Genomic DNA, 25,665 nt, shown 5'->3' with positions numbered 1-25,665 from the left:
GGCCCCCGCTTCGGCCCTGAAGGGGCCTTGTCCTCAAACGCCGGACGGGCTGAAACGTGCGAACCGGCGCCGGGAAGTGGTCGTCGGCGCCCCCTCGCAACATCGGCCGAAATGGTGAACGTCCGGGAAAATCACGGCACACTCCAGAGCAACCTCCTCGCCTCCCGGTGAGTCGTACTGGGCGGCGTGATGCGGATCTTGGTCCTCGTCGCGCTCCAACCGCCCTTCAGATTCCTGGAGTTGATGTGGTTACCCTGCGAAGACACCTGGTCCTCGTCACCGGCATCGCGCTCGCCGCCGGTGCGGTGACGGTCCCTGTCGTCAGCGCCGCGAGTCCGGCCGCGCCCGGCGGCGAGCGGCCCCGCGACGACTTCAACGGTGACGGCTACGCCGATCTGGCCGTCGCGGCGCCCTCGGCGACCGTGGGCGGCAAGGCGGAGGCCGGGTTCGTCGCCGTGCGCTACGGCACCCGGTACGGGTGGGTCACCGGCGCCCGGAAGGTGTTCACGCAGAACAGCGCGGGCGTGCCGGGCACCGCGGAGGAGGGCGACCGGTTCGGCAGCGCGCTCACCACGGGCGACCTCGACCGGGACGGGTACGCCGACCTCGTCGTGGGGGTCGGCGGCGAGGACACGGACTCCGGGGGTACCGACTCCGGTTATGTCCAGGTCGTCTGGGGCGGTGCCGGCGGGCTGTCGGGGGCCTCCTCCGTGGTCACCGGCAAGAGCGCCCTCGACCGGCTCGGCGCCCCGGGCCGTCTCACGGTCGCCGATGTCGACGGGGACGGGGCGGCCGACGTGGTCACCGTGCAGAACGAGCACGACCTGCGCGTCCTCAAGGGCCCCTTCGGGCGGGACGGTTCGCACGGGAGCGAGCAGATCGTGAAGGACGCCTACGACAGCCGCGTCCTGGACCTGGCCGCCGGTGACCTCAACGGCGACGGCATCACCGACGTCGTGGCCGCCGAGCGCAGCGGCGACTGGTTCGACTCCCGCCGGGTCGTGTACTGGTACGGCACCAGGGCGGGGCTCACGCCGTACACGCTGGTGTACGACATCGACGGCGCCGGTCTCCAGGGCGGCGAGAACCTCGACGTCGGTGACATCGACCAGGACGGCTACGACGACATCGTCGTGGGCCGTGCCGTCGACGGACACGAAAGCGACCTCGACAACCCGCACGTCAAGGGCGGTCGCGTCGCCTGGATCCCGGGCACCCCCGAGGGACCCGACGGCGTCAGGGCCGTGTTCCTCAACCAGGACAGCGCCGGAGTGCCCGGCACCGCCGAGAAGGGCGACCGCTTCGGCACCGACGTCCGGATCGGCGACGTCAATGGTGACGGCTTCCCCGACGTACTCACCGGTGTGCCCGGCGAGGACCTGGGATCGGTCGCCGACGCGGGTGCGGTCGTCGTCCTGAACGGCAGCGCCACCGGGCTGACCGGCGTCGGCGCCCGGACCGTCACTCAGGACACCGGCGATGTGCCCGGTGCCGCCGAGAAGGGCGACGTGTTCGGCGAGGCCGTGCACCTGGGCGACTCCGACCGCGACGGGCTGGCCGATGTGGCCGTCGGCGCGCCGGGGGAGAACGGCGGCTCCGGATTCATCTGGCACTTCAAGTCCGGCCCGGTACGCATAGTGACGCCGAACGCCACCGGCGCCTTCGGAACCACGTACCTCGGAACCGACGGTACGAACGCCAGGTTCGGCTCGGAGTTCGCCGACTGAAAGTCCGCGTACGAGACCCGTTGCGACAAGATCCCGTTCATCCCGTTGTTCCCGTGTGCAGCGGGTCTTCTGTTGTCTGCCTATTTGTCATGCATGCGATGACTTCAGTTCAGTGACTGGACCGTCCCGCTGCATGAGCTTGCACGTGTCCAAGAGGCCAGCGAGGCAAGGGAGTTAGCAGATGACCGGAGCTTCCGGATTCGTATCGCCCGACCGACGTCGCTTTCTGACCGCCGCCGCTACCCTCGGAGCTGTGGCCTCCGCCGAACTGTGGCTTCCAGGTACCGCCCGGGCCGCCGAAACCCCGGTGCCCGACGGGGTGTTCAGCCTGGGCATCGCCTCCGGTGATCCGCTCCCGGACGGCATCGTGCTGTGGACGAGACTCGCCCCGGACCCGCTCAACGGGGGTGGGATGCCCGACAGCGTGGTGCGGGTGGAGTGGGAGCTCGCGGAGGACGAGCGGTGCCGAAAGATCGTGCGCCGCGGAGTCGCCCAGGCCCGTCCCGAACTGGGGCACAGCGTGCACGTGGACGTACGGGGCCTGCGTCCGGGCCGTACGTACTGGTACCGCTTCCGCGTCGGCAGCCAGCTCTCGCCGATCGGCCGTACCCGCACCGCCCCCCACCCGCACAGCTCCGTCGGCCAACTGCGCACGGCGCTGGCCTCCTGCCAGAACTGGCAGCACGGCTACTTCACGCCGTACGCCGACATGCTGGCCCAGGACCCCGACTTCGTCCTCTTCGTCGGCGACTACATCTACGAGTCCACACCGTCGGCGACGGGTGTGCGCCGGCACGAGGGCACGGGGGAGCCGTACAGCCTGGTCCAGTACCGCAACCGCTACGCCCAGTACCGCACCGACCCGGACCTCGCGGCGATGCACGCGAACACCCCCTGGGTGGTCACCTTCGACGACCACGAGGTCGACAACGACTGGGCCGGGGAGATCCCGCAGGACCCCGACAAGCAGCCGCACGACGCTTTCGTGGCCCGGCTGACGGCGGCCTACCAGGCGTTCTACGAGCACATGCCGGTCCGCGCCACCGCCATCCCGAACGGCCCGCACATCCAGATGTACCGCCGCCTGGAGTTCGGCCGCCTCGTCCGCCTCAACGTCCTCGACACCCGCCAGTTCCGCAGCGACCAGGTGACCAGCCAGGAAGCGGCCCAGGACCCCGCGCTCACCATGCTCGGCGCCCAGCAGAAGCAGTGGCTGCTCGACGGGCTGCACGACTCGCCCGCCCGCTGGAACCTCATCGCCTCGCAGATCATGATGGCCGAGACCGACCTCCTCGTCGGCGAGGGCAAGCTCTGGTACTACGATGCCTGGGACGGCTACCAGGTCGAACGCAACGAGCTGATGGCGGAGTTCGCGGACATCCGCAACCCCGTCGTCCTCAGCGGCGACCGCCATCTGACGATGATCAGCGACCTCAAGGCGGACTTCGCCGACCCGGACTCGGCCGTCGTCGGTGCCGAGTTCGTCGGTACGTCCATCTCCAGCAGCGGCGACCGGGACCACGCGGCCTTCCACGCCGAGTGGGACCCGCGCATGCCGGACAACCCGCACTGGAAGCTGATCGACGCCCACTGCGGCTACCACCTCTTCGACATCAGCCGCGACGGCATCGACGCGCAGGTGCGGATCGTGGACACGGTCCGGCAGCCGACGGCCACGCACAGCACGCTGGCGCGGCTGAGGGTCGAGGCGGGCCGACCGGGCGTCGAGGTCGTGTAGCCCGCGACCGGCGACAGTGACCTGGGACTCATCCCTGTCCCAGGTCACTCTCAGCACAGTCTCAGGGAGCGCTCTTACCGTCCTCTGACCATGGAGACGGACTGTACGAGAGACGAACTCCCGGACAACGGCGGCGTGATCACCCCGCTGCCCGCCGGGACCCGGCTGCTGCACATCGGCCCGCACAAAACGGGCACCACCTCGATCCAGAGCGCGCTGTTCGAGGCGAGGGATGAGATGGCACGGCACGGCGTCGAGTGGCCGGCCACCACCCGGCACCCCATGGAAGCGGTCCTCGCCGCCTGCGCGTGCACCGGCATGATGGGCGACGTCGAGCCCACCGAGCGGCACTGGGAACGGCTGCTGGAGCGGGTGCGCGCCACGGGCCGGCGGACCTCGGTGATCAGCAGCGAGTTCTTCGCCGACGCCCCCGACGACGGGACGATCGGGCGGATCGTCGGACAGCTCGGCGGCGACCGGGTCCACATCCTGGTCACACTGCGCCCGCTGGCGCGCATCATGCCGTCCCAGTGGCAGCAGTACGTGCAGAACGGTCTGCGCATGGGCTACGAGGACTGGCTGGAGCACATGCTCAGAAAGCCGCCGTACGACAAGCCCAACCCCAGCTTCTGGCGCCGGCACCGGCATGACCGGCTCGTCGAGCGGTGGGCCGGGGTGGTCGGGGCGGAGCGGGTCACCGTCGTCGTGGTGGACGACCGGGACCGGGCGGGGCTGCTGCGCACCTTCGAGACACTGCTCGGGCTGCCCTCGGGGCTGCTGCGTCCCGTTCCGGACGCGGCGAATCGCTCTCTCACCCTCGCCGAGACCGAAATGCTGCGGAATCTTAATAAGGAATTCCGCGCCAATGAACTGCCCGCGGAGCTCTATTCACAGCTGATCCGGAACGGCGCCGTGATGCATATGAAGAACACGTGCACCCCCGGTCCCGGCGACGTGAAGATCGGTACTCCGCGGTGGGCCGTCGAGGCCGCCGCCGAGATCGGTGCGGAGATCGCGGAGCGTATCGGCGCAAGCGGGGTGCGGATCCTGGGGGACCTGCGGCTCCTGTCCGAAACGCAGAAGCCCGCGACCCGTACCGAGGGGGAACCGCGCATCGCCCCCGAGACCGCCGCCCAGGCGCTCTACGGAGCCCTCGCCGCAGCCGCCGCCGCGCCCGTACGGCACACCGCGGGCGCCAGATCGCGCACCGTTCACCAGACGTCTTCCATGGAGCTGGTGCGGGTACTCGGCCACCGTTGTCTCAAGCGGCTGCGGCTGCGCTGAACCCCTGTGCCGTTACTCACAGCAATGGCCCGAGGCATCCGGAGGGCCTCTCGCAATGACCATGCGTACAAGGTGAATGACAGGTTGCGCGCACATATGCAGCCGGGGACGCTCACCTTGCACTGCGGTAACCCCAAGTGGGACCATTTCCGCGTTCCCAGTCGCCACAAGGTAGGTCACCTGTGTCCCAGCACATAGCCAAGCCCCGTACCACCGCAGTGATCCTGGCCGGTGGCACCGGTCAGCGGGTGGGTCTGTCGATCCCCAAGCAGCTGCTGAAGATCGCCGGCAAGGCAGTCATCGAGCACACGCTGACCACCTTCGAGAAGGCCGACTCGATCGACGACGTCATCGTGCTGATGGCGCCCGGTTATGTACCGGACATCGAGAAGATCGTCGCCAAGGCCGGGTTCACGAAGGTCAAGAAGATCATCGAAGGCGGCTCCACGCGAAACGAGACGACCGAGCGCGCCATCGACGCCCTCGGCGAGGGCCTGGCCGAGGGCGAGGACCTGAACGTCCTGTTCCACGACGCCGTACGCCCCCTGCTGTCACAGCGTGTGATCGACGACTGCGTGGTCGCCCTGGAGCGCTTCCAGGCCGTCGACGTCGCCATCCCGTCCGCGGACACCATCATCGTCACGCGCACGCACGGCGAGGACGGCGAGTTCATCACCGAGATCCCGGACCGCTCCCGGCTGCGCCGCGGCCAGACGCCGCAGGCCTTCAAGCTGTCCACGATCAAGCGGGCCTACGAGGTCGCCGCCGGTGACCCCAACTTCCAGGCCACGGACGACTGCTCGGTCGTGCTCAAGTACCTGCCGGACGTGCCGATCCACGTCGTCGCGGGCGACGAGTACAACATGAAGGTCACCCAGCCCGTCGACGTCTTCATCGCCGACAAGCTCTTCCAGCTGGCCTCCACCGCCACTCCCGAGCAGGTGAGCGAGGAGGCCTACCGCGAGCTGCTGACCGGCAAGACCTTCGTCGTCTTCGGCGGCAGCTACGGCATCGGCAAGGACATCGCCGAACTCGCCGAGTCCTACGGCGCCAAGGTGTACGCGCTGGGCCGCTCCACCACCGGCACCCACGTGGAGAACCCGGAGGAGGTCGACGACGCGCTGTCCAAGGCGTACGCCGAGACCGGCCGGATCGACTACGTCGTCAACACCGCCGGCGTCCTGCGCATCGGCAAGCTCGCCGAGACCGACAACGCCACCATCGAGGAGGCGCTGAAGGTCAACTACCTCGCCCCGGTGCAGATCGCGCGCTCCTCGTACAAGTACCTGTCCGAGACCAAGGGCCAGCTGCTGCTGTACACCTCCAGCAGCTACACCCGCGGTCGCGCCGAGTACTCCCTGTACTCCTCGACCAAGGCCGCCATGGTGAACCTCACCCAGGCCCTGTCCGACGAGTGGGCGGGCGACGGCATCCGCGTCAACTGCATCAACCCGGAGCGCACCGCCACCCCGATGCGCACCAAGGCCTTCGGCCAGGAGCCCGCGGGCAGCCTGCTCTCCTCCGAGGCCGTGGCCCGGACCTCGCTCGACGTGCTGCTCTCCGAGCTGACCGGCCATGTCATCGACGTCCGCCAGCAGGACCCGACGGCGGCGGCCGGAAAGGCGTCCGGCTTCGAGCAGGCGCTGGCCAGTGTTCTGGACCGCCAGGACGGCATGGCATAATCAAGATTTAATAGCCTTATGGAATTCAGGCCTCTGCGGTTCTTCGTTCACGGAGAATTCACAGGGGCCTGAGTCCTTCCCCCCGTCAGACCGGCCCCTCTCCCTGAGCAGGTTCTCCGTGATATCCACCGCTATTCGCGTCGCCCGGGTGGGCAGCCCGGCCGAGCTGGCCGCGGCGGCCCTCATGATCCTGGGCTTCCCGGCGCTCATGCTGGCCGCGCTCGTCCCGAGCGTCCCCGCCTTCGCGGCCGCGGCCGCCGTGACGTACCTGGCGGACCACTATCTGCACCGCAGAGGCAGCTATCTGGTCAATCGCCTGAGCAAGGTGCGGGCAGGTCTGTCGATCCGCTTCCTGATCCGTCAGCTGCTGCTGATCCTGCTGCTGGCCCGGCTCGGCTTCGCGGACGACCTGATCTACTACGGCGCCATCGCCTGCTTCATCGCCTTCTACGGCCTCCAGGCCCCGCACGGCGCGCTGGTCACCCTGATCCGCAACCGCCGCCGTATGCCGGTCGCCACCCGCAACATCGACCTCGCCTCGCGCATCCGCATCCCGGACGCCCCGCCGCGCCGGCTGCTGCACCGCTCCGCCGAGAAGATGCTGCACCTCGACCTCGCGGCCGTCGCCGGCATCCTCGTCTCGGCGGCCCTGGAGTCGGCCGTGCCCGGCTTCATCGGCATCGGCGTCACCGTGGGCCTGGGCTGCCTGTACGTCATCGCGCTCGTGCCGTACGTGCGCGGCAGGAAGGTCCCGCCGAACGCCGAGACCGTGCTGGCCGCCGTGGACGACTGGCTGCGCGAGTACCGCCCCGAGACGGTGCTGTACTTCTCCGGCTCCAAGGACTCCGCGTACCAGGTCAACATGTGGCTGGAGACCATGGAGCAGCTGGACTCCAAGCCGCTGATCATCCTGCGTGAGCGCGTCATCCTGAACAACCTGGCGCCCACCACGGTCCCCGTCATCTGCGTGCCCGGCGGTGTGCACCTGATGAACCTGGACCTGACCAACGTGCGCGTCGCCCTCTACGCCGCGAACGTCGGCAAGAACATCCACCTGCTGCGTGTCCCGACCATGAAGCACGTCTTCATCGGCCACGGCGACAGCGACAAGCTGGCCAGCGTCAACCCGTACAGCAAGGTCTACGACGAGGTGTGGACCGCCGGCCGCGCGGGCCGCGACCGCTACGCCATCGCCGACGTCGGCGTCCGCGACGACGACATCGTCGAGGTCGGCCGCCCGCAGCTGGCGCCGATCCAGGGCTGGAGCGGTGTCCCCGAGGGCCGGATCCCGACCGTCCTGTACGCCCCGACCTGGGAGGGCTGGGACGGCAACCCCGGCAACACCTCGATCGTGCTGGCCGGCGAGAACATCGTGAAGAAGCTGGTGAAGGCCGACCCGCCGGTCCGCGTCCTGTACAAGCCGCACCCGTTCACCGGCACCGTCAGCAAGGAGGCCGGCGCCGCGCACCGCCGGATCGTGGCCCTGGTAGAGCAGGCCGCCACCGAGCGTGCCACCGACTCCCGCTTCCAGGCCGACAGCGCCGCGCAGAGCGCCGCCAAGGCCGAGCTCGCCCGTATCGAGGCCCGCCTCGCCGAGCTGTCCGGCAAGAGCAAGGGCAAGGGCGGCAAGGGCAACGGCGGTGGCGACGAGGCCGAGGCCACCCGTGACGGGCTGGTCGACGTCGCCCGGCACGAGGAGGTCGCCCGGCTGCGCGCCGAGTGGAACACCGCGTACTGGCGTTCCTTCGGCGGCCACGAGCACCGCGTCATCACCGGCGCCGAGCCGCGTCTGTACGACTGCTTCAACGTCTCCGACGCGATGGTCTCGGACATCTCCAGCGTGGTCTCCGACTTCATCGCCAGCGGCAAGCCGTACGCCGTCACCGACTCCGCCGAGCTGGGCGTGGAGGAGTTCAAGCGGCAGAACACGGCCGTGCGCGCCGCGACGATCCTGTCCAACAGCGCGGCCGAGCTGGGCGAGCTGCTGGGCGCCGTACGGGACCCGGCCGGGGACCCGCTGGCCGAGGACCGGGGCGACCTCAAGCGGTACCTGCTCGGCCCCGACGAGCCCACGTCCATCGAGCAGTTCAACACCGCGGTGGCCAACCTCGCGACCAAGGCCGACCGGCGCAATGTCGGCCAGGAGTCACGGGCGGCGGCCGGAGCCGCCGAGGCCGAACTGGCCGCCGTACCCGCGCCGCGGGTGTCGGCTGCGGAGGACGATGTGACCGCCTGACCCGCGAGTTCATCAGCGGGACGAACGGCGCGGCCCCCGAGGAGCGAATCCTCGGGGGCCGCGCCGTTTTCGTGTATGGCCGTATTGCTTCTAGTGGGTCTCTTACGTTGCCCGAATAGCGTGACTCCATGTCAGTTCCCTTTTGTGATCTGGCTCACCAAACGGGTGCGGTGAGGCAACCGCTTGCATCGCACAGCCGTCTACCAGATAGCGAATGAGCTGATACGGGGGAAATATCCCATTGACAAGGGGGAAACGTGACCGTCACGCAGCCTGATGTGACTGTGATCATCGGGGCGTACGAAGCGATGCCGTACCTGGTCGAGTGCCTTGCTTCCGTCGAGGCGCAGACCATCGACCCGGGGCGCATCGAGGTCATCGCCGTCGACGACGGTTCGACGGACGGTACGGGGGAGTGCCTGGAGGAGTTCGCGGCCCGCGTGGCCATGCCGGTGACCGTGATCCGGCAGGAGAACTCGGGCGGCCCGAGCGGGCCGCGCAACGTCGGCCTGGGCAAGGCGACCGGGCGTTACGTCTTCTTCCTGGACGCCGACGACCGGCTGGGCCCCGAGGCCCTGGAGCGCATGGTCGCGATGGGCGACAAGAACGGCACGGACGTGGTGCTCGGCCGCGTCGAGGGCGTCAACCGCACCGCGCCCAAGTCGATGTGGGGCAAGACGCTGGACCGGACCGACGTCTTCTCCTCCAACATCAAGTTCACGCTGAGCGCGCAGAAGCTGTTCCGCCGCGAGCTGCTGACGCGGCATCACATGCGTTTCGACGAGTCCCTGTGGACCGGCGAGGACGCGCTGTTCACGATGGAGGCCTATCTGCGGGCCGACGGCGTCTCCGTGGTCGCCGACTACACCTGCTACTACCTGGTGGGCCGCGACGACGGCAAGCATGTGACGAAGAGCGGCGGTTACTCCCTGCGCTTCGACTCCGCGCGCGCCCTGATGAACCTGATCGCCGAGCACCTGCCGGCGGGCGAGCGGCGCGACCTGCTGATGCTCCGCCCGTTCCTCATCACCCTGCTGCCGCAGTTCGGGCCCAAGTACGCCAAGGACAGCGAGAAGGTCAGGAAGCACAAGCTGGAGCTGGCCAAGCCCCTCATGGACGCCCACTGGACCCCGTCCATCGCCCGCCGCCTCAAGGTCGAGGAGCGCCTGCGGCTGCACCTCGTCGCCGAGCAGCGCGCCGATCTCCTGCTGCCCGTCGTGGAGTTCGTCAAGGCCAAGAAGCAGGCGGCGGCCCTCCTGGAGAAGAAGGGCCGCCGTGTCTACCTCGCCTACCCGTACTTCCGGGACGCGGCGGCGGGGATACCGGACTCGGTCTACCTCGCCGGACCGCGCGAGGCCCGCGCCTTCCCCGGGTACCGGGAGGGCGGCGCGGACTCGTTCCTGCGGCGTGCGGTGCGCAAGGCGCGCCGGGTGCTGGGGTCCTCCGGCGGGGCTACGCCGGGCGGGCGGGCTGCTGCCGCGTGACCGACCGGCGCTGATCGGGGATCTCGGCGGGCAGCTCGGCCGCGAGCCGCTCCGCCATCCGCGCCCGGTGCTCCAGCGCCGCCGAACACAGCGCCCGTACCGCCTCGTTGAAGCGCACCTGTGACGTCGGCTCGTCCGGCCCCAGCAGGTGCCGCTTCAACTCCGCCCGCGCCTGGACCAGCCGGTCCTTCTCGGGGTGCCGGACCGTGTCCAGCAGCTCCGGCATCCCGGCCGCGTCCGGCGCCAGCACGGTCGCCGCGCGCACGGTCGGGAAGGCCTTGCGGAACACGTCCTCCGCGAGACCGCTGGTGTTCGCCACGGCGTGCGGCTTCCCGCTCGCCAGGAAGTCGCTGATCACGCTCGACACATCGCTGATGAGCAGGTCGGCCACGTTGAAGCAGGCGTAGAGCGTGGGCCGGACATCGGTGACGATCTGGTGCTCGCCCTCCGGCAGCGAGGCCCAGTACGCCTCCTCCCAGGCCGCCGTGGCCGCCGCCACCGCCGCCGCCCGCCCCGGCTCCGGCGCCCCCTGGAGCAGCATCCGCTCGACCTGATCGGCCCTCGCACGCACGGCGATCGTGGTGAGACGGTCCAACTCCCGTGTACGCAGGGCGAGTTCCCCGGTCTCGCGTGGCCGCTCACCCGCCCGCTCCCGGTTCGCCGCCCGGATCAGCTCCCGGATCCGCAGATCGGCCGCCCCCGCCCGCGGATCCACCGAGCCCGTCAGCGGATGCGGCTTGTACAGCAGCCGTACACCCGGGTCCGCGAGCAGCGCCCGCACGAGGTTCTCGCCGGCGTCCACCACCGAGGTGTTGCCGGGGTTGCCGTCCCAGCCCTCCCAGGTCGGCGCGTACAGAACGGTCGTGCGGCGTCCGGCCCCGGCGGGCGGACCCGCGTACGGCCGTACGGCGTCCAGCTGCGGGCGGCCGATCTCCACGACGTCCTTGTCCTCGACGCCGACCTCGGCCGTCGCATAGCGCTCACGCGCCGCAGGACCGGCCACCCACACCTCGTCGTACGCCTTCGCGTACGGGTTGCAGGACGACAGCTTGTCGCTCTCGCCGTGGTTGACGAAGGTGTGCTTGAGCGTGGGGATGCGCAGGACCTGGGAGGTCTTGCCCGAGTTCGAGGGGTGGATGAGGACCTGCAGCGAGGACTGCTCCAGGCGCATCAGGGTGGAGACCTTCGGCAGACAGAGGATCGGCACGTCGGTCGGCGCGATCTTCTGCACCATGAACCGCTCCCGCAGCACGATCAGCGGACGGCCCTCCAGCTGTGCGAGCGGCTCCAGCCACATGTTCGCCTGGTACGCCGAGGAGGCGCCGCCGGAGAAGTACAGCCCGGCCGTCGGCCGGTACTCCGCCAGCCAGGCGTCCAGCCACTCCAGTGCCTCGCGCTCGCTCGCCGGGCGACGGCTCGGCAGCAGCCGTACGACAAGGTCGTACAGGCCCAGCAGGGCCAGCCCCAGGGACAGTGCGATGCCGAGGGCCGCGCAGCGGGGGTCGTCGGTGGCCGCCGTGGTGAGCAGGCCCGCCGTGGCGGGGAGACCGAAGGCGAGCAGACGGTCGCCGGGGCGGCGCAGCAGGACAGGTGGGGCGGGGGACAGGCGCAGCGCGGAGGCGTCGATGTTGCGGGTGACCACCGGCAGGGTGCGGGTGCGGCGGACCAGCACCGAGAGCGCCTGGATCGCGCAGTGCAGCGCGTAGAAGCCGAGCAGGCCCGCGACGAGCGGGGTGTACAGCGTCTCCCGGTGCTGCTCGCCGAGCCGTAGAAGGGCCACGACCAGCAGCAGGTCCCGCAGCACATGGCGCACGGTGATGTCCGCGTGCGATTTGGCGAACGCCGACAGCACACCCCGGTGCCAGCGGTACAGCATGCCCTCGACGGCCAGGGACACGACCGTCGAGGCGAGCAGCAGCGGGACGTGCGGACGCAGGGCCGCGACGGCCTGGGCGCAGAACGCTGCCGCTAGGAGAGCCGTGACGAGGGCTCTTGCCGGGATGCGGGGCAGGGGTGTGGGCAACTGCGTCACTCCAAGGTCGCGGTGGGACTTCGTGCGCCCGGGTTAACGCGCGGCTGCCTCCAGACGACACGCACGTGACGCTCCGCTGGGAGAGCCGGGATGGGTCGTGGGTTGTCTGCGGGTGCGTTGTGGCTGGTCGCGCCCACGCGGCGGAGCCGCATATCGATGCAGCCCCGCGCCCCTTCAAGGCGTTCTACTGCCGCCCTGATTGCAGCGCCCGGCGGATCGGGCCGCCCACTGCTCGGCGTGCTCGGCGGTAGACGGATGCCGCCGGGAGCGCCGAGCCCGCCTTGGTGGTGCGGGTCAGTTCGCGTTTCAAGCGGTCGTTGTCCGCGTCGAGTTCCGTGATGCGGCTCTGCAGCCAGCCGAAGCGGGTGGTCAGTGAGGCGAGGTCGGCGTCGTTCCAGGGGCGGATGCTCGGTGGGAAGGACAGGGACCGCAGGCGCTTCTCGAAGGCGGCGCCGCCGTCGCCGTGAGTGAACGTGTTCTGCAGGCCGTTCCGGTCGAGGAACGCCGTGAACCGCTCGAACCGCTCCTGGTGGCCGCCCGTCAGGGCACCGAAGTCGGCCTCCTCGTACAGCGACGCCGGATCCAGGTCCTCGGGCAGCCGGTCGATCCGGCGGTGCGGGATGTCGAAGTAGCGGCACAGCTCCAGCGTCCGTGAGTCGCCGCACAGCACGGTCGCCGGTGTGCCCGCGAGCAGCGCGGCGATGTTGCCGTGGATGCGGGAGCCGAAGGAGAAGTCGAAGGTGCGCAGGTCGTCGATCCAGGTGACCGGGTCGATGTAGACGCGGACCTTGTCCTCCCGGTACATCGGGTGGTCGGGGTGCGTCGGCATCGCCGTCACCCGGCCGTTCGGCTCGGACAGGTCCCGCCAGTGCAACTGCCGTGCGTCGCTCAGGTTCTGGCCGATGAAACGCAGGTGCGGATAGCGCGCGTGGGCCCGGGTGACGACTCGGTCCAGGCCCTGTGACCGCACCGCGCTGTGCGAGCCGTTGACCGCGATCCGGGAGCCGGGGGTGAGCGCCGGTTCCCGCTTGGTGACGGCGAGTTCCTTGCCGTACATGAACAGCGACGGGCACCCGATGAGCTCGACGTCCCGGAAGCCCAGGTCCTTCAGATACGTCTCGGTGAACTCGCCGCGCACCCCGATCGAGGCGCTGCGGTCGAGCACCGCGGAGACGAACGCGCGCACGGAGGGCTCGATGGCCTTCAGCCGCGCCGCGTTGTAGCTCAGCCCGGTCTGCGCGCCGACCCCCACCACGACCACCGGGATCCGCAGCCTGCTGATGAGCCGCGTCAGCCGCTTCAGCTGTGCCTCGAACGAGGGCCGGAACGCGTTGGCCAGCGGTACGACGAACGCGTCGTACTCCTCGTTGATCCGGCCCGCCGCCGAGACGTCGGTGCGGATGCCGTTCGAGACGACCTCGGTGTGCGGGGTCTCCAGGATCTTGTGCGTGGCGTCGCTGAAGATCAGGTTGCCGGAGTTGGTGGCGATGACGTCCCGGTGCAGGGCCTCCTCCACCGGGACGACGTCGTAGGGGCTCTTCCCCGAGCGGAGGAGTATGCGCTGTGCGCGACGAGCCGTGGGGGCTGTGGGTGCGGTGGGTGACACGATGTTCAACTTAAGTTCACTGAATAGTTGATATCCATAAGCAACGAGTACAACCTTTTTGCCGTACGCAAAGCGTGAGCGAATCGTCACGCGGCGACTGTCCGGGGGCTGGACCGATGCGCGCCACCCGATCCGCTTCGCGTAGATTTCGGGGCAGGCAACCGGCATTCGCGCGAGGGGGAAGAGCACAGGTGGCAGGGGCAAGGCAGGGTGTGCGCGAGGCCCGCAGGGTCGTCGTCAAGGTGGGCTCCTCGTCGCTGACCACCGCGTCCGGCGGCCTGGACGCGGACCGTGTCGACGCGCTGGTCGACGTCCTCGCCAAGGGCCGCAGCGGCGGGGAGCGGGAGATCGTCCTGGTCTCCTCCGGCGCCATCGCGGCCGGGCTCGCCCCGCTGGGGCTGCGGCGCCGCCCCAAGGACCTGGCCCGCCAGCAGGCCGCCGCCAGCGTCGGCCAGGGTCTCCTGGTCGCCCGCTACACCGCCTCCTTCGCGCGCTACGCCGTCCGCGTCGGCCAGGTGCTGCTGACCAGCGACGACATGAGCCGCCGCGTCCACCACCGCAACGCCTCGCGCACCCTCGACAAGCTCCTCGCGATGGGCGCGTTCCCGATCGTCAACGAGAACGACACCGTCGCCACCGACGAGATCCGCTTCGGCGACAACGACCGGCTCGCCGCGCTGGTCGCCCATCTCGTACGGGCGGATCTGCTGGTGCTGCTGTCCGACGTGGACGGCGTGTACGACGGCGACCCCAGCAAGCCGGGCACCTCGCGGATAGCGGAGGTGCGGGGACCGGAGGATCTCGCGCACGTCGAGATCGGCAGCGCGGGCAAGGCCGGCGTCGGCACCGGCGGCATGGTGACCAAGGTCGAGGCGGCCCGGATCGCCGCAGCCGCCGGCATCCCCGTCGTCCTGACCAGCGCGATCCACGCGGCCGACGCCCTCTCCGGCGGCGACACCGGAACCTACTTCCACGCCACCGGCAAGCGCTCCGCCGACCGGCTGCTGTGGCTCCAGCACGCCTCCACGCCCCAGGGCTCGCTCACGCTGGACGACGGCGCGGTCCGGGCGGTCGTGGAAGGCCGCAAGTCCCTCCTCCCGGCCGGAATCGCCGCCGTCGAGGGCGAGTTCAGCGCGGGCGACCCGGTCGAGCTGCGCGACAGCACCGGCCACGCGGTCGCACGCGGGCTCGTCAGCTTCGACGCCAAGGAGATTCCCCAACTGCTCGGGCGCTCGACCCGGGAGCTGGCCCGGGAGCTGGGGGCGGAGTACGAGCGCGAGGTCGTCCATCGGGACGACTTGGTGATCCTGGGGTCCTGAGGGAGTCCTGATGCCTGAGGGGCTGCATGCGGGATCCCTGAAGGAGCCCCGAGGCTGATCCGGCCGAAAACGGGGGGAACGCCCCGCTTCCGATGTCGCCCTGAGGTGGACGTTCCGCAAAACCGCCCCGCGAGCTCTTGCGGCCTGCTCAACTTTGTCTCAGGGACACATTCCGCACGACCCCGAGTCGGTCACTGCGTAAAGGAGGCCGTCGTGAGACGAGTGCGCCCTGGGACGGCGTCCCGCAGTGCCGGTGGGGCCTCGTCCCGTGCGGCCGGTGAGGAGCGCGCCTTGACGAGCGTCGCGGCCGGCGACCGCTACGAGGAGCCCAAGGACCTGCCTCGCCTGTGGCACGTCACCCTCAGCGTCTCCGGTCAGGAGGCCCCGCTGAAGGAGGTGCGGCGCGCCCTCGAACAGCTGGCCCACGACCACCCCTTTCTGCTGACCAGCAGGTACGCCAACGACCACGCCGAGATCCGCTACTGGGAAGAGGCCCGCGATCTGCACGACGCGGCCGCCGTCGCCCTGCGCCTGTGGGGCGAGCACCGGCAGACCGCGGGCCTGCCGCCCTGGGAGATCGTCGGCCTGGAGGTCATCGACCGCGAGACCTACCACCAGCGGATCGCCGAGGGTTACGGACCGGCACCGGCGACTCCGGTCGGTATCCACCCCTACTGAGCGCCCCCGCGGGTCTGTCTCGGGGTGTGAAATGAACGCTGGACCGCCGTCGCGGGCGCACTACCCTTCTTTGCATGACCTCGCTCTCGCCGTACGACTCCATGACCCCGGTCACCCAGGCCGCCTACCGCGCCAAGGCCGCCGCCGCCGACCTCGCCCCGCTGCCCCGGGCCGAGAAGGACGACGCGCTGCTCGCCATCGCGGACGCCCTGGAGGTCCGGACGAGTGAGATCGTCGAGGCCAACGCCAAGGACATCGCCAAAGCCCGCGAGGCCGGCACCAGCGAAGCGATCATCGACCGGCTGACCCTGACGCCGGAGCGCGTGCGCACCATCGCCTCCGACGTGCGGGACGTCGTCGCGCTGCCCGACCCGGTCGGCGAGGTCGTCCGCGGCTCCACCCTCCCCAACGGCATCGACCTGCGCCAGGTCCGCGTTCCGCTGGGCGTCGTCGGGATCATCTACGAGGCCCGCCCGAACGTCACCGTGGACGCCGCCGCCCTCTGCCTGAAGTCCGGCAACGCCGTGCTGCTGCGCGGCTCGGCCTCGGCGTACGAGTCGAACAGCGCGCTCGTCCGGGTGATCCGCGACGCCGTGGGCGGGGCCGGGCTGCCCGCCGACGCCGTGCAGCTGGTGCCCGGCGAGAGCCGGGAGAGCGTGCGCGAGCTGATGCGGGCCCGCGGCCTGGTCGACGTACTGATCCCGCGCGGCGGCGCCTCGCTGATCCAGACCGTCGTCTCCGAGTCGATCGTCCCCGTGATCGAGACCGGCACCGGCAACTGCCATGTCTACGTCGACGCCCACGCCGACCTCGACATGGCGATCGAGATCCTGATCAACTCCAAGGCCCAGCGCGTCAGCGTCTGCAACGCCGCCGAGACCCTCCTCGTCCACCAGGACATCGCCCCCGAGTTCCTGCCGCGCGCCCTGGACGCCCTCGCGGAGGCCGGCGTGACCGTGCACGCGGACGAGCGGGTGATGGCGTACGCCAAGGACTCCGAGGCCACCGTCGTCGAGGCCACGGCGGAGGACTGGGAGACCGAGTACCTCTCGTACGACATCGCCGCCGCGGTCGTGGACTCGCTGGACAGGGCCGTCGAGCACATCCGGTTGTGGACCTCCGGCCACACCGAGGCCATCGTCACCACCTCGCAGCAGGCCGCCCGTCGCTTCACCCAGCTGGTCGACTCCACGACCGTCGCGGTGAACGCCTCCACCCGCTTCACCGACGGCGGCCAGTTCGGCTTCGGCGCCGAGATCGGCATCTCCACGCAGAAGCTGCACGCCCGCGGCCCGATGGGGCTGCCGGAGCTGACCAGCACGAAGTACATCGTCACCGGGGACGGGCACGTACGGCGCTGAGCCGCGCCGCCTCTCGCGCGAGTGAACGGGGCGCCTCCAAGGACATCGGGGGCGCCAGGCGCGCGGCCAGGGCATATGCGTCCGACACGCGCCCCCTGCTGCATCCGTGCCCCGGGGCCCTGGCCCACAAGAGACGTCTCACAAGGCAGATGAATTTCCATACCGTCTGCCCAAATTGACCCCCCACGACTACTCTGGATCCCGTGCCGGAGGACGTGGGGGGCACGCCGTTCCCTGACGGCTGGGAGCCCGACGACGACCACGACCGCGGGGTGTCGGACGAAGAGTTCGCCTCCGTGGTCTTCGACGAGGCCTTCGTGCAGGCGGCCGTGGTGCACGAGCCGACCGCCGTCGAGCGCCTCCTGGCCGCCGCCCAGGCGAGAGCGGAGGCCTCCGAGGCGGAAGCGCGCCGGGCACACGGCCGGGGCGAGCGGTACGGCGAGGGGTACGGCCCCAACGACCGCGCCGGTTTCGGCCATGATCCCGAGCTGGACGATCTGGACGACACGGACGACCTCGAAGGCCGCTACGGCGCCCCGGGCACATACGGCAAGCAGGTCCGCTGGCATCGTCCCGTCGCCTGGGTGCTCGCCGTGGTGATGGGCATCGGCATGGTCGCGCTCGCTTTCGCGGCGGTCTACCGCGGCGCCTCCTCCGGCAGCCGGGACCAGGTCCCGCCACCCGCGTCCACCGGGCTGGAACAGGGCAGCGGAGCGGCCCCCTCCGTCTCCGCCGAGTACTCCCCGCCGGCCGTCCCGGCGACCCCGCGCACGCCCTGAACGGGCCTGATCCAAGGCCTGAGCCTTGCTGAGCGCAGCGTGACCATCCTGGTGAGAACCTGTCAGAACTTGTCGTGTACCAGGGCGTTTACCGGGGCTTCCGGCGACCTACCCTGAAGATATGGGAGGGCCTGCGGACCCACCCGAGGGGGCACCCGAGGGCGGCCCCGGAGGTGGAGAGGACGAATACCGATCCGTCGTGTTCGACGAGTCGTTCGTGCGCGCTGCCCGCCTCCAGGAGTTCTCCGCGCAGGAGCGCCTGAGCGACCACGCGCCCGCTGTACGGCGCCGTCCACCGCTGCGCCGGGGACTGTCCCGGCAAGCACTGATCCTCGTCCTGTTGATCGCCGTGGCCTTCGGTACGGCGATCTACATGGGGGTGCGGCATCCCTACCAGAGCCCCGCCGGCTCCGGGCCGCCCGCCGAACCCCTGCGGATGACCGTCATCCCGCTCGCCCCGGAGGGCGAGGTGCCCGGGGCGGCCGACCCCGACCAGCTGTACGCGCACAGCCCGGCCGCGCAGTTCCGGATCGGGGCGGAGGGCATACCGCTGCCGGCCGCGCGGCGTACCGCGCACTTCTCGGACAGCCAGGTGACGACCGCGCTGAGCATCGCGAAGGACTACATCGTGCGGTCCGCGCTGTATCCGGAGGTGCTCACCGGGGACCAGGTCCGGCCGGTCCGGGTGCTGCTCGACCCCGATCAACTGGACCAGTTCGACCAGAGCTTCAGGCAGCCGGCCGCGGACGGGCGGCACGCGCCGACCGGGTGGCTGGTTCGCTTCGACCCCACTCAGGCGAAGCTGGCCGATCGCGGGGTCCGGGTCCAGGGCACGCTCCAGGCCGCCGAGACCGACTCCGCGACCCTTGAGGTCACCGGGGACCACACGTTCGTATATGCCCTGAGGGCGGTGCGGGCCGGTGCCGGCGAGAAGGTGCCCGAGGCGTCGCTGTTCACGGTGCGGCGGGAGCTGCACTTCCGCTTCGACCGCGAGGACCTGCGTCTGCACCAGGCCCAGCTGGTCGTCTCCTATGTCCAGGCGGGCCCCCTGTCCTGCGCCGAGGACTCCACGAACCGCCTGCACCCGCTGCTGGCGGGCCAGACCGCGAAGGAAGGCGGCCCGGCGGGCACGGACCCCTACGCCACGGGCGGAGCGACGGCACTGTGCGGCTCACTGGCGACGGGCGCCCAGCCGAAGGTGTGAGCCGGGCGTGTAGCCGGGTGTGTGAGCGAGTCTGAGCTCGGCGTGTGTGAGCCGGGCGTGTGAGCCGAGAGGGTGAGTCGGCGGGTGTATTGCGCTCCCCTCCGAGCCCTCGCACGGTCCAGTCGGCTGTCGGTCAGCTCTCGGTGCCGCCCTCGCCGCCGCCCTCGTCAGTCGTGTCCCGCCTCGGCTCCTCCTTGGCCGCCGGACCGCCGAAGCCCCGGCGTACCCGGCTGCCCAGATCGCCCGCGCCGCCGGCGATGTCCGTGACCAGCTTCATCAGGGGGTCCTTGGAGGACTTCACGTGATTGGCGTAATGGGACGCCGACTCGCGGAAGGAGTCGGTGACGGAGGTGTCCTTGTCCTCCGAACGGCGCGGGTAGTGGCCGTCCATGATCCGCTGGTAGTCCCGGGACTCGGCCCACTTCTTCAGCTCGGCCGCGCGGACCGTGGTGAAGGGGTGCGAGCGGGGCAGGACGTTCAGGATCTTCAGGACCGAGTCACGCAGGTCGCCGCCCGCCTCGTACTCCTCGGCCTGCTTCAGGAACGCGTCCACGTTCATCTGGTGCAGATGGTGGCCGCCGGCCAGCTTCATCAGGCCGCGCATCGAGGACTGGAGGTCCTGGCCGACGAGAAGCCCGGCGCGGTCGGCCGAGAGCTCCGACTTGCGGAACCACTCCCGCAGCGCCGTCACGATCGCCATGATCGCGATGTTGCCCAGCGGGATCCAGGCGATCCGGACGGCGAGGCTGGTCAGGAACAGCAGGATCGTGCGGTACACCGAGTGGCCGGAGAGGGCGTGGCCCACCTCGTGGCCGATCACCGCCCGCATCTCCTCCTCGTCGAGCAGCTCCACCAGACCCGTCGTGACCACGATGATCGGCTCGTCCAGGCCGATGCACATCGCGTTCGGCACCGGGTCCTGGTTGACGTACATCGGCGGGACCTTCTCCAGGTCCAGGATGTAACAGGCGTCCCGCAGCATGTCGTTGAGGTGCGCGAACTGCTGGTCCGACACCCGGACGGAGTCGGACAGGAACAGCAGCCTGAGGCTGCGCTCGGGCAGCAGACCGCTCAGCGCCTTGAAGACCGTGTCGAAGCCGCTGAGCTTGCGCAGGGCCACCAGGGCCGAGCGGTCGGCCGGGTGCTCGTACGCACGCGAGGAGATCCCCGGGAAACGCCTGCGCTGCCTGCTGGGTACGTTCTCCTGCCCGCTGTGCTCGTGGCCGTCGGACATGTCTTCCCCCAAGTGCGTGTGGATGGCTCTCTGCCGACCCTTTGCGGAGCCTTGTTCCGCCCTTTGCGCCCCCGAAGCAGAGCCCAGCCTAGGCGGAGTTACCGTGGACGGGCACTACAGCGAAGGAGTTCCGCGTCATGGAGCACAACCCCGCAGCCGACTGGCTGACCGAGGCCGCGAAGGCCGCCGAGCAGCAGGGGCCGGGAAATCTGCTCCGGGTCGTACTGATCGTGATGGTCGTGGGCTGTGTGCTGACCGCGTGGTTCCTGCTGCGGGGCTACAGGCGGAAGGACGACTGAGCCCCCGGGAAGGTTCCCCACCGGTTCTCGGCGGTGCCCCAACGGTGGAGTCGGCGTGATCGCCGTCATGGCGCCCGCTTACGATGAGCCGACATCTTTATCCCGCCCACACCGATAGGTCACGCCGAAGATGAGCTTCCACAGCGCAGCTGCCCAGTTGGTCACCCTCGCCGCCGAGGGCGAGGAACACGGCGGCAACCACAACAGCATCAGCCCCCTGGCCACCGGCGGCGGCGCGTTCATCATCCTGCTGCTCCTGCTGTGGATCACCACCCGCTTCAACCGCGACCGCTGAGCCCCGGCCGGTCCCCTCGCTCCGCCCGGACGGCTGTCGGCCGGAGCTCTCAGGCGGGGCCGGTAGGGTCTGCACGCATGGGAGAGCAGGACATGCCTACCGGCCCCGGAAACGGCCCGACGAACTCCGGCAAGCGCCGCATCGGCGTCATGGGCGGAACGTTCGACCCGATCCACCACGGCCACCTGGTCGCGGCCAGCGAGGTCGCCGCGCGGTATCACCTGGACGAGGTCGTGTTCGTACCGACCGGCCAGCCGTGGCAGAAGAGCCACCGGCATGTCTCCCCGGCCGAGGACCGCTATCTGATGACGGTCATCGCCACCGCAGAGAACCCGCAGTTCTCCGTCAGCCGCATCGACATCGACCGCGGCGGCCCGACGTACACCGTGGACACGCTGCGCGACCTGCGCGCGCTCAACCCCGACACGGACCTCTTCTTCATCACCGGCGCCGACGCCCTCGCCCAGATCCTGACCTGGCGGGACTCGGAGGAGCTCTTCTCCCTGGCGCACTTCATCGGGGTCACCCGGCCCGGCCACCACCTCAACGATCCCGGGCTCCCGGAAGGCGGAGTCTCGTTGGTCGAGGTTCCCGCGCTGGCCATCTCGTCCACCGATTGCCGCGCGAGAGTCGCGAAGGGAGATCCCATCTGGTATCTGGTGCCCGACGGAGTCGTGCGCTACATCGACAAACGTGAGCTGTACCGCGGCGAGTGAGGCGAGTGAGCCGAGAGGGGCTACCGGTGAACGACCGATACGACGCGGGGGCGGCAGGACACGGATCCGACCAGTACGAACTGGTCGGATACGACGAGTACGGGCGGCCGGTGTACCGACAGGTACAGCAACAGCAGCCGCCTCAGCAGCAGCAGTACGACCCCTACGCACAGCAGGGGTACGGCTACGACCCGTACGCGACCGGCCGACAGCAGCCGGTCCCGCCGTACGACCCCTACGGCAGTGGTGACACCGGCCGGCAGCCGGCCGCGCCCTCCTACGACGGGTACGGCACCGGCACCCACCAGCAGCAGGGCGGCGCGCACTCGCCGCCGTACGACCCGTACGGCCGTACCGCCACCAGCGGTCAGCAGCACCGTGTGGCCGAGCAGACCGCCTACATCCCGCAGCAGGCCGGGCCGGTCGAGGAACCCCTGACCCAGGACCGCGCGGGGCGCGACTTCCACACCGAGCAGTTCGCCTTCGTCGAGGAGCCCGACCAGGACTCCGAGGACGTCATCGACTGGCTGAAGTTCACCGAGAACCGCACCGAGCGCCGCGAGGAGGCCCGGCGACGGGCACGCGCGCGTGTGATCGCCCTCGTGGTCGTGCTGTCGCTCGTCGCGGTCGGTGGCGTCGGCTACCTCTGGTACGCCGGGAAGCTGCCGGGACTGTCGTCGTCGGACGAGAAGACCGGCACCGACACGGCCGTGGGCGCCCAGCAGCGGGACGTGATCGTCGTACACCTGCACAACACCAAGAAGGGCGGCACCTCCACGGCGCTGCTCGTCGACAACACCACCACCAAGCAGGGCACGACCGTCCTGCTGCCCAACTCCCTCGCCATGTCCGGCGACGACGGCACCACGACCACCCTCGCCAAGTCGGTCGACGACGACGGCTCCTCCGGCACGCGCGACGCGATCGACACCGTCCTCGGCACCGAGATCCAGGGCACCTGGCGGCTGGACACCCCGTATCTGCAGAACCTCGTCGACCTGGTCGGCAACATCGAGGTCGACACCGACACCGACGTGCCCGACCCGGACGCCAAGTCCAAGGGCAGCGCACCCCTCGTCCGCAAGGGGAAGGCCCAGACCCTCAGCGGCAAGACGGCCGTCGCCTACGCCACCTACCAGGCCTCCGGCGAGGCGCAGAGCGCCCAGCTGCAGCGGTTCGGGCAGGTCATGCAGGCCGTGCTGCGCAAGATGACGTCGGACACCCAGGGCGCGACCACCACCGTGCAGACGCTCGGCATGATCATCGAGCCGCCGCTGACCGACAAGGACCTCGGCGCCTTCCTCGCCAGGCTCGCCGACCTCGCCAAGGGCGGCGACTACAAGACGGCCCTGCTGCCGGTCCAGGCCGACGGCACGCTCAGCGCCCAGGCGAGCGCCCAGGTCGTCAAGGACGTCCTCGGCGGCACCGCCAAGAGCCCCGACAAGGGCGCCGCCGTCCGGGTGTCCGTCCGCAATGCCAGCGGCGTCAAGGACAACTCCGGCAAGGCCCGCGTGGTCCTGCTGAACGGCGGCTTCACCTTCCTGGAGGGCGGCACGGCGTCCGCCGCGGCCACCTCGAAGGTCCTGTACGCCGACGCCGCCGACAAGGACAACGCCACCGAGGTCGCCAAGACCCTGGGCCTGTCCGCCGGAGCGGTCACCAAGGGTGAGGTGTCCGGGAACGCCGACGTCCAGGTGGTCCTGGGACAGGACTACGAACCCTCGTCCTGACAGCCGCAGCCCGCACATCACCGCAGGCCACCCCATGTGAGCCGGTAATCACGTGGGGTGCTGTCACTGGTCCGTGAGACCCTTGAGGTCGAGTGAAGCCAAGTGTCCGCCGATCGAAAGCCTTGCAGTGACCGCTACCGACCGTTCCCTTGAGCTCGTCAACGCCGCCGCCCAGGCGGCCGCCGACAAGCTCGCGCACGACATCATCGCCTACGACGTCAGCGACGTCCTGTCGATCACGGACGCCTTCCTGCTGGCCTCCGCGCCCAACGACCGCCAGGTCAAGTCGATCGTCGACGAGATCGAGGAGCGGCTCCAGAAGGAGCTCGGCGCCAAGCCGGTGCGCCGCGAGGGCGACCGCGAGGCCCGCTGGGTCCTGCTCGACTACGTCGACATCGTCGTGCACGTCCAGCACAGCGAGGAGCGTGTCTTCTACGCCCTGGAGCGGCTGTGGAAGGACTGCCCCGAGCTGGAGCTGCCCGACGACGCCAAGGCCACCCGCGGCAAGGCCGCGGAGCACGCCGAGCTCAAGGCCGCCGAGGAGGCCGCCGAGCTGGGCGGTGAGTGGCGATGAGCACCAGCGGCGACGTGCTCGCGGGCAAGGCCGGCCGGGGCCGCCGCGTCATCCTGTGGCGGCACGGCCAGACGTCCTGGAACGTGGAGCGCCGCTTCCAGGGTTCCACCGACGTCGCCCTCACCGAGGCGGGCATCTCCCAGGCCCGCCGCGCCGCGCGGCTGCTCGTCAACCTCAAGCCGGACGCGATCATCGCCTCCGACCTCCAGCGCGCCGCCTCCACGGCCGCCGAGCTGGCCGGACTCACCGGCCTTGAGGTGACCCACGACGAGGGCCTGCGCGAGACCTACGCGGGCGTCTGGCAGGGCCTGACGCACGAGGAGATCATCGCCAGGTACGGCGAGGAGTACGCCGCGTGGAAGCGCGGTGAGCCGGTGCGCCGCGGTGGCGGCGAGCTGGAGACCGAGGTCGCCGACCGCGCCGCGCCCATCGTGCTCCGGCACGCCGAGAAGCTCCCCGACGACGGCACGCTCGTCGTGGTCAGCCACGGCGGCACGATCCGTACGACCATCGGCCGCCTCCTCGGCCTGGAGCCCCGGAACTGGGAGAGCCTCGGCGGACTCACCAACTGCTGCTGGTCCGTCCTGGGCGAGGGCGCCCGCGGCTGGCGCCTGCTGGAGCACAACGCCGGCACCCTGCCGGAACCGGTTCTGGGCGACGACGACTGACGCCGGCCCGGATTTCACTTTCTGGCAGGTCGCAGGCTAAAGTTCTTCTTGTTCGCCCCGCTGAGCGGGGAGGAACCAGGGGCTATAGCTCAGTTGGTAGAGCGCCTGCATGGCATGCAGGAGGTCAGGAGTTCAATTCTCCTTAGCTCCACAGCGAGACAACAAGATCCCGCCGATCGCTTCGATCGGCGGGATCTTCTGGTATACGGCAAAGTGTTCGGGTCCGGCTTGAGTCGCTCGGGCCTCGCGGGCGTATACCTCTCAGGAGGCGCTCTGGGGTGCGTGTTCGCACGGTTCGTACGGCAGCGGAGGCTGCCGTGTCCGGACTGGTACTGAGGCGTCGCTGACCGTATTGGTCCGGCCGTGGCAGAATCAAACGGCCGGAAGGGGGCGCGGCCCGACGGGAGGGAGTGGTGATGCCTGCGAGCATCTTCGAAGAGGTCGGTCGCCTCTTCGAAGCAGCGTTGACACGGGACACGATCACCCGCCTCAGCTGTCCTTCCTGCGGATCCGCCCATGTCGCCCAGCTCCTCGGGGACAACGGCGGAATTTCCTACGTGTGCACGGCCTGCGGCCACATCTGGAGCTGATCGATGGGTGCACACAGGCGAAAGTGCGACTGGTGCGGCAGCGGTACGCCGATCGTCCGTGACATGGAACCGGTGAACCCCGACTACCAGTACTGGTGCGAGGAATGCGCGCGGGCGCTGATCATAAAAGGCGACCCGATCGAGACGTACCGTGAACTTGAGGGCGAACCGATCTACGGCCGCCTCCTCGAAGAGCACTGCACACTCAAGCGTTTCTATTCCTTCGTCACGGCTTGACGCGCGCCGTCCCATAAGGGCGGACAGCGGCAACTCGACGCCGTTCTGATGTAGCTCGTGTCGCCCCGGGCAGCGAACGGCGGGTAGGTGGTGGGGGGGGGGGGGGGGGCGGGGGGGGGGTGGGGGGGTGGCGGGGGCGCGCTCTCGATCGGGATATTTGTGGTGTGTGGGGGGGGGGGTGGTCTGTTGTGT

Annotated in this window: 22 protein-coding genes and 1 tRNA gene; 20 read left to right on the top strand and 3 right to left on the bottom strand. The window is 69.9% G+C overall.

Annotated features, from left to right (window positions below; translation table 11 throughout):
- Positions 1 to 245: 245 nt before the first annotated feature.
- The 6 genes from ACFWYS_RS34030 to ACFWYS_RS34005 all read left to right on the top strand — a co-directional run bounded on the left by ACFWYS_RS34030 (position 246) and on the right by ACFWYS_RS34005 (position 10,151).
- Positions 246 to 1,727: an FG-GAP-like repeat-containing protein gene (locus tag ACFWYS_RS34030; RefSeq protein WP_384777113.1), complete on the top strand. Its 1,482-nt coding sequence runs from the start codon at positions 246 to 248 to the stop codon at positions 1,725 to 1,727.
- 181 nt (positions 1,728 to 1,908) lie between these two features.
- Positions 1,909 to 3,465, top strand: a complete 1,557-nt coding sequence (locus tag ACFWYS_RS34025; protein ID WP_384777110.1) for an alkaline phosphatase D family protein — start codon at positions 1,909 to 1,911, stop codon at positions 3,463 to 3,465.
- A gap of 90 nt (positions 3,466 to 3,555) precedes the next feature.
- A complete protein-coding gene (locus ACFWYS_RS34020) occupies positions 3,556 to 4,749 on the top strand; it encodes a hypothetical protein (RefSeq protein ID WP_384777108.1) in 1,194 nt (397 codons plus the stop codon).
- 182 nt (positions 4,750 to 4,931) lie between these two features.
- Complete coding sequence (locus tag ACFWYS_RS34015) at positions 4,932 to 6,431, top strand: SDR family NAD(P)-dependent oxidoreductase (RefSeq protein ID WP_384777105.1); 1,500 nt, start codon at positions 4,932 to 4,934, stop codon at positions 6,429 to 6,431.
- A 118-nt stretch (positions 6,432 to 6,549) separates the two neighbouring features.
- Positions 6,550 to 8,667: a hypothetical protein gene (locus ACFWYS_RS34010; RefSeq protein ID WP_384777102.1), complete on the top strand. Its 2,118-nt coding sequence runs from the start codon at positions 6,550 to 6,552 to the stop codon at positions 8,665 to 8,667.
- Positions 8,668 to 8,924: 257 nt separating this feature from the next.
- The gene (locus tag ACFWYS_RS34005) at positions 8,925 to 10,151 is read left to right on the top strand and encodes a glycosyltransferase family 2 protein (RefSeq protein WP_384777098.1); all 1,227 of its coding nucleotides are present in this window, start codon (positions 8,925 to 8,927) and stop codon (positions 10,149 to 10,151) included.
- Here ACFWYS_RS34005 and ACFWYS_RS34000 read toward each other — a convergent pair.
- Both ACFWYS_RS34000 and ACFWYS_RS33995 read right to left on the bottom strand, forming a co-directional pair.
- A complete protein-coding gene (locus ACFWYS_RS34000; RefSeq protein WP_384777095.1) occupies positions 10,120 to 12,174 on the bottom strand; it encodes a hypothetical protein in 2,055 nt (684 codons plus the stop codon). The two genes, ACFWYS_RS34005 and ACFWYS_RS34000, sit on opposite strands and share 32 nt — an antisense overlap.
- A gap of 193 nt (positions 12,175 to 12,367) precedes the next feature.
- Positions 12,368 to 13,789 carry a polysaccharide pyruvyl transferase family protein gene (locus ACFWYS_RS33995; RefSeq protein WP_384777092.1) on the bottom strand — a complete coding sequence of 474 codons (1,422 nt, stop codon included), beginning with the start codon at positions 13,787 to 13,789 and terminating at the stop codon, positions 12,368 to 12,370.
- 191 nt (positions 13,790 to 13,980) lie between these two features.
- Between ACFWYS_RS33995 and proB the strand changes: the two genes are divergently transcribed.
- From proB to ACFWYS_RS33970, 5 genes are all read left to right on the top strand, one after another.
- The gene (gene proB, locus ACFWYS_RS33990) at positions 13,981 to 15,108 is read left to right on the top strand and encodes a glutamate 5-kinase (protein ID WP_384777089.1); all 1,128 of its coding nucleotides are present in this window, start codon (positions 13,981 to 13,983) and stop codon (positions 15,106 to 15,108) included.
- 222 nt (positions 15,109 to 15,330) lie between these two features.
- On the top strand, positions 15,331 to 15,786 hold the full coding sequence (locus tag ACFWYS_RS33985; RefSeq protein ID WP_272113201.1) for a hypothetical protein: 456 nt from the start codon (positions 15,331 to 15,333) through the stop codon (positions 15,784 to 15,786).
- Between the two features lie 74 nt (positions 15,787 to 15,860).
- Positions 15,861 to 17,147 carry a glutamate-5-semialdehyde dehydrogenase gene (locus tag ACFWYS_RS33980; RefSeq protein WP_384777086.1) on the top strand — a complete coding sequence of 429 codons (1,287 nt, stop codon included), beginning with the start codon at positions 15,861 to 15,863 and terminating at the stop codon, positions 17,145 to 17,147.
- Positions 17,148 to 17,350: 203 nt separating this feature from the next.
- Positions 17,351 to 17,926: a hypothetical protein gene (locus tag ACFWYS_RS33975; RefSeq protein ID WP_384777083.1), complete on the top strand. Its 576-nt coding sequence runs from the start codon at positions 17,351 to 17,353 to the stop codon at positions 17,924 to 17,926.
- A gap of 121 nt (positions 17,927 to 18,047) precedes the next feature.
- Positions 18,048 to 19,130: a hypothetical protein gene (locus ACFWYS_RS33970; protein WP_384777080.1), complete on the top strand. Its 1,083-nt coding sequence runs from the start codon at positions 18,048 to 18,050 to the stop codon at positions 19,128 to 19,130.
- A gap of 133 nt (positions 19,131 to 19,263) precedes the next feature.
- On the opposite strand, the gene ACFWYS_RS33965 is transcribed toward ACFWYS_RS33970, so the two are convergent.
- Positions 19,264 to 20,364, bottom strand: coding sequence for a M48 family metallopeptidase (locus ACFWYS_RS33965; RefSeq protein WP_384777077.1), 1,101 nt, complete (start codon positions 20,362 to 20,364; stop codon positions 19,264 to 19,266).
- Positions 20,365 to 20,501: 137 nt separating this feature from the next.
- Here ACFWYS_RS33965 and ACFWYS_RS33960 point away from each other — a divergent pair, with 137 nt between their 5' ends.
- From ACFWYS_RS33960 to ACFWYS_RS33920, 9 genes are all read left to right on the top strand, one after another.
- Entirely contained in the window at positions 20,502 to 20,663 is a 162-nt protein-coding gene (locus ACFWYS_RS33960; protein ID WP_272113171.1) for a hypothetical protein, read from the top strand.
- A gap of 130 nt (positions 20,664 to 20,793) precedes the next feature.
- Positions 20,794 to 20,958, top strand: coding sequence for a hypothetical protein (locus ACFWYS_RS33955; protein ID WP_272113170.1), 165 nt, complete (start codon positions 20,794 to 20,796; stop codon positions 20,956 to 20,958).
- A gap of 77 nt (positions 20,959 to 21,035) precedes the next feature.
- The gene (gene nadD, locus ACFWYS_RS33950) at positions 21,036 to 21,674 is read left to right on the top strand and encodes a nicotinate-nucleotide adenylyltransferase (protein WP_384777072.1); all 639 of its coding nucleotides are present in this window, start codon (positions 21,036 to 21,038) and stop codon (positions 21,672 to 21,674) included.
- Positions 21,675 to 21,700: 26 nt separating this feature from the next.
- A complete protein-coding gene (locus ACFWYS_RS33945) occupies positions 21,701 to 23,404 on the top strand; it encodes a LytR C-terminal domain-containing protein (RefSeq protein ID WP_384777069.1) in 1,704 nt (567 codons plus the stop codon).
- Between the two features lie 127 nt (positions 23,405 to 23,531).
- On the top strand, positions 23,532 to 23,978 hold the full coding sequence (gene rsfS / locus ACFWYS_RS33940) for a ribosome silencing factor (RefSeq protein ID WP_384777066.1): 447 nt from the start codon (positions 23,532 to 23,534) through the stop codon (positions 23,976 to 23,978).
- Complete coding sequence (locus ACFWYS_RS33935; RefSeq protein WP_384777063.1) at positions 23,975 to 24,646, top strand: histidine phosphatase family protein; 672 nt, start codon at positions 23,975 to 23,977, stop codon at positions 24,644 to 24,646. The genes rsfS and ACFWYS_RS33935 overlap by 4 nt, the downstream gene beginning before the upstream one ends.
- A gap of 78 nt (positions 24,647 to 24,724) precedes the next feature.
- Positions 24,725 to 24,797: transfer RNA gene (locus ACFWYS_RS33930), tRNA-Ala, on the top strand.
- Between the two features lie 265 nt (positions 24,798 to 25,062).
- Complete coding sequence (locus ACFWYS_RS33925) at positions 25,063 to 25,236, top strand: hypothetical protein (RefSeq protein ID WP_384777060.1); 174 nt, start codon at positions 25,063 to 25,065, stop codon at positions 25,234 to 25,236.
- Positions 25,237 to 25,239: 3 nt separating this feature from the next.
- The gene (locus ACFWYS_RS33920) at positions 25,240 to 25,473 is read left to right on the top strand and encodes a hypothetical protein (RefSeq protein ID WP_003976229.1); all 234 of its coding nucleotides are present in this window, start codon (positions 25,240 to 25,242) and stop codon (positions 25,471 to 25,473) included.
- Positions 25,474 to 25,665: the final 192 nt, after the last annotated feature.

The organism is Streptomyces sp. NPDC059010, from assembly GCF_042740355.1.
In the GTDB taxonomy this organism is placed as follows: Bacteria; Actinomycetota; Actinomycetes; order Streptomycetales; family Streptomycetaceae; genus Streptomyces.
The sequence above is the reverse complement of the archived record's forward strand: the minus strand, read 5'-3'. Positions and strand labels throughout refer to the sequence as shown.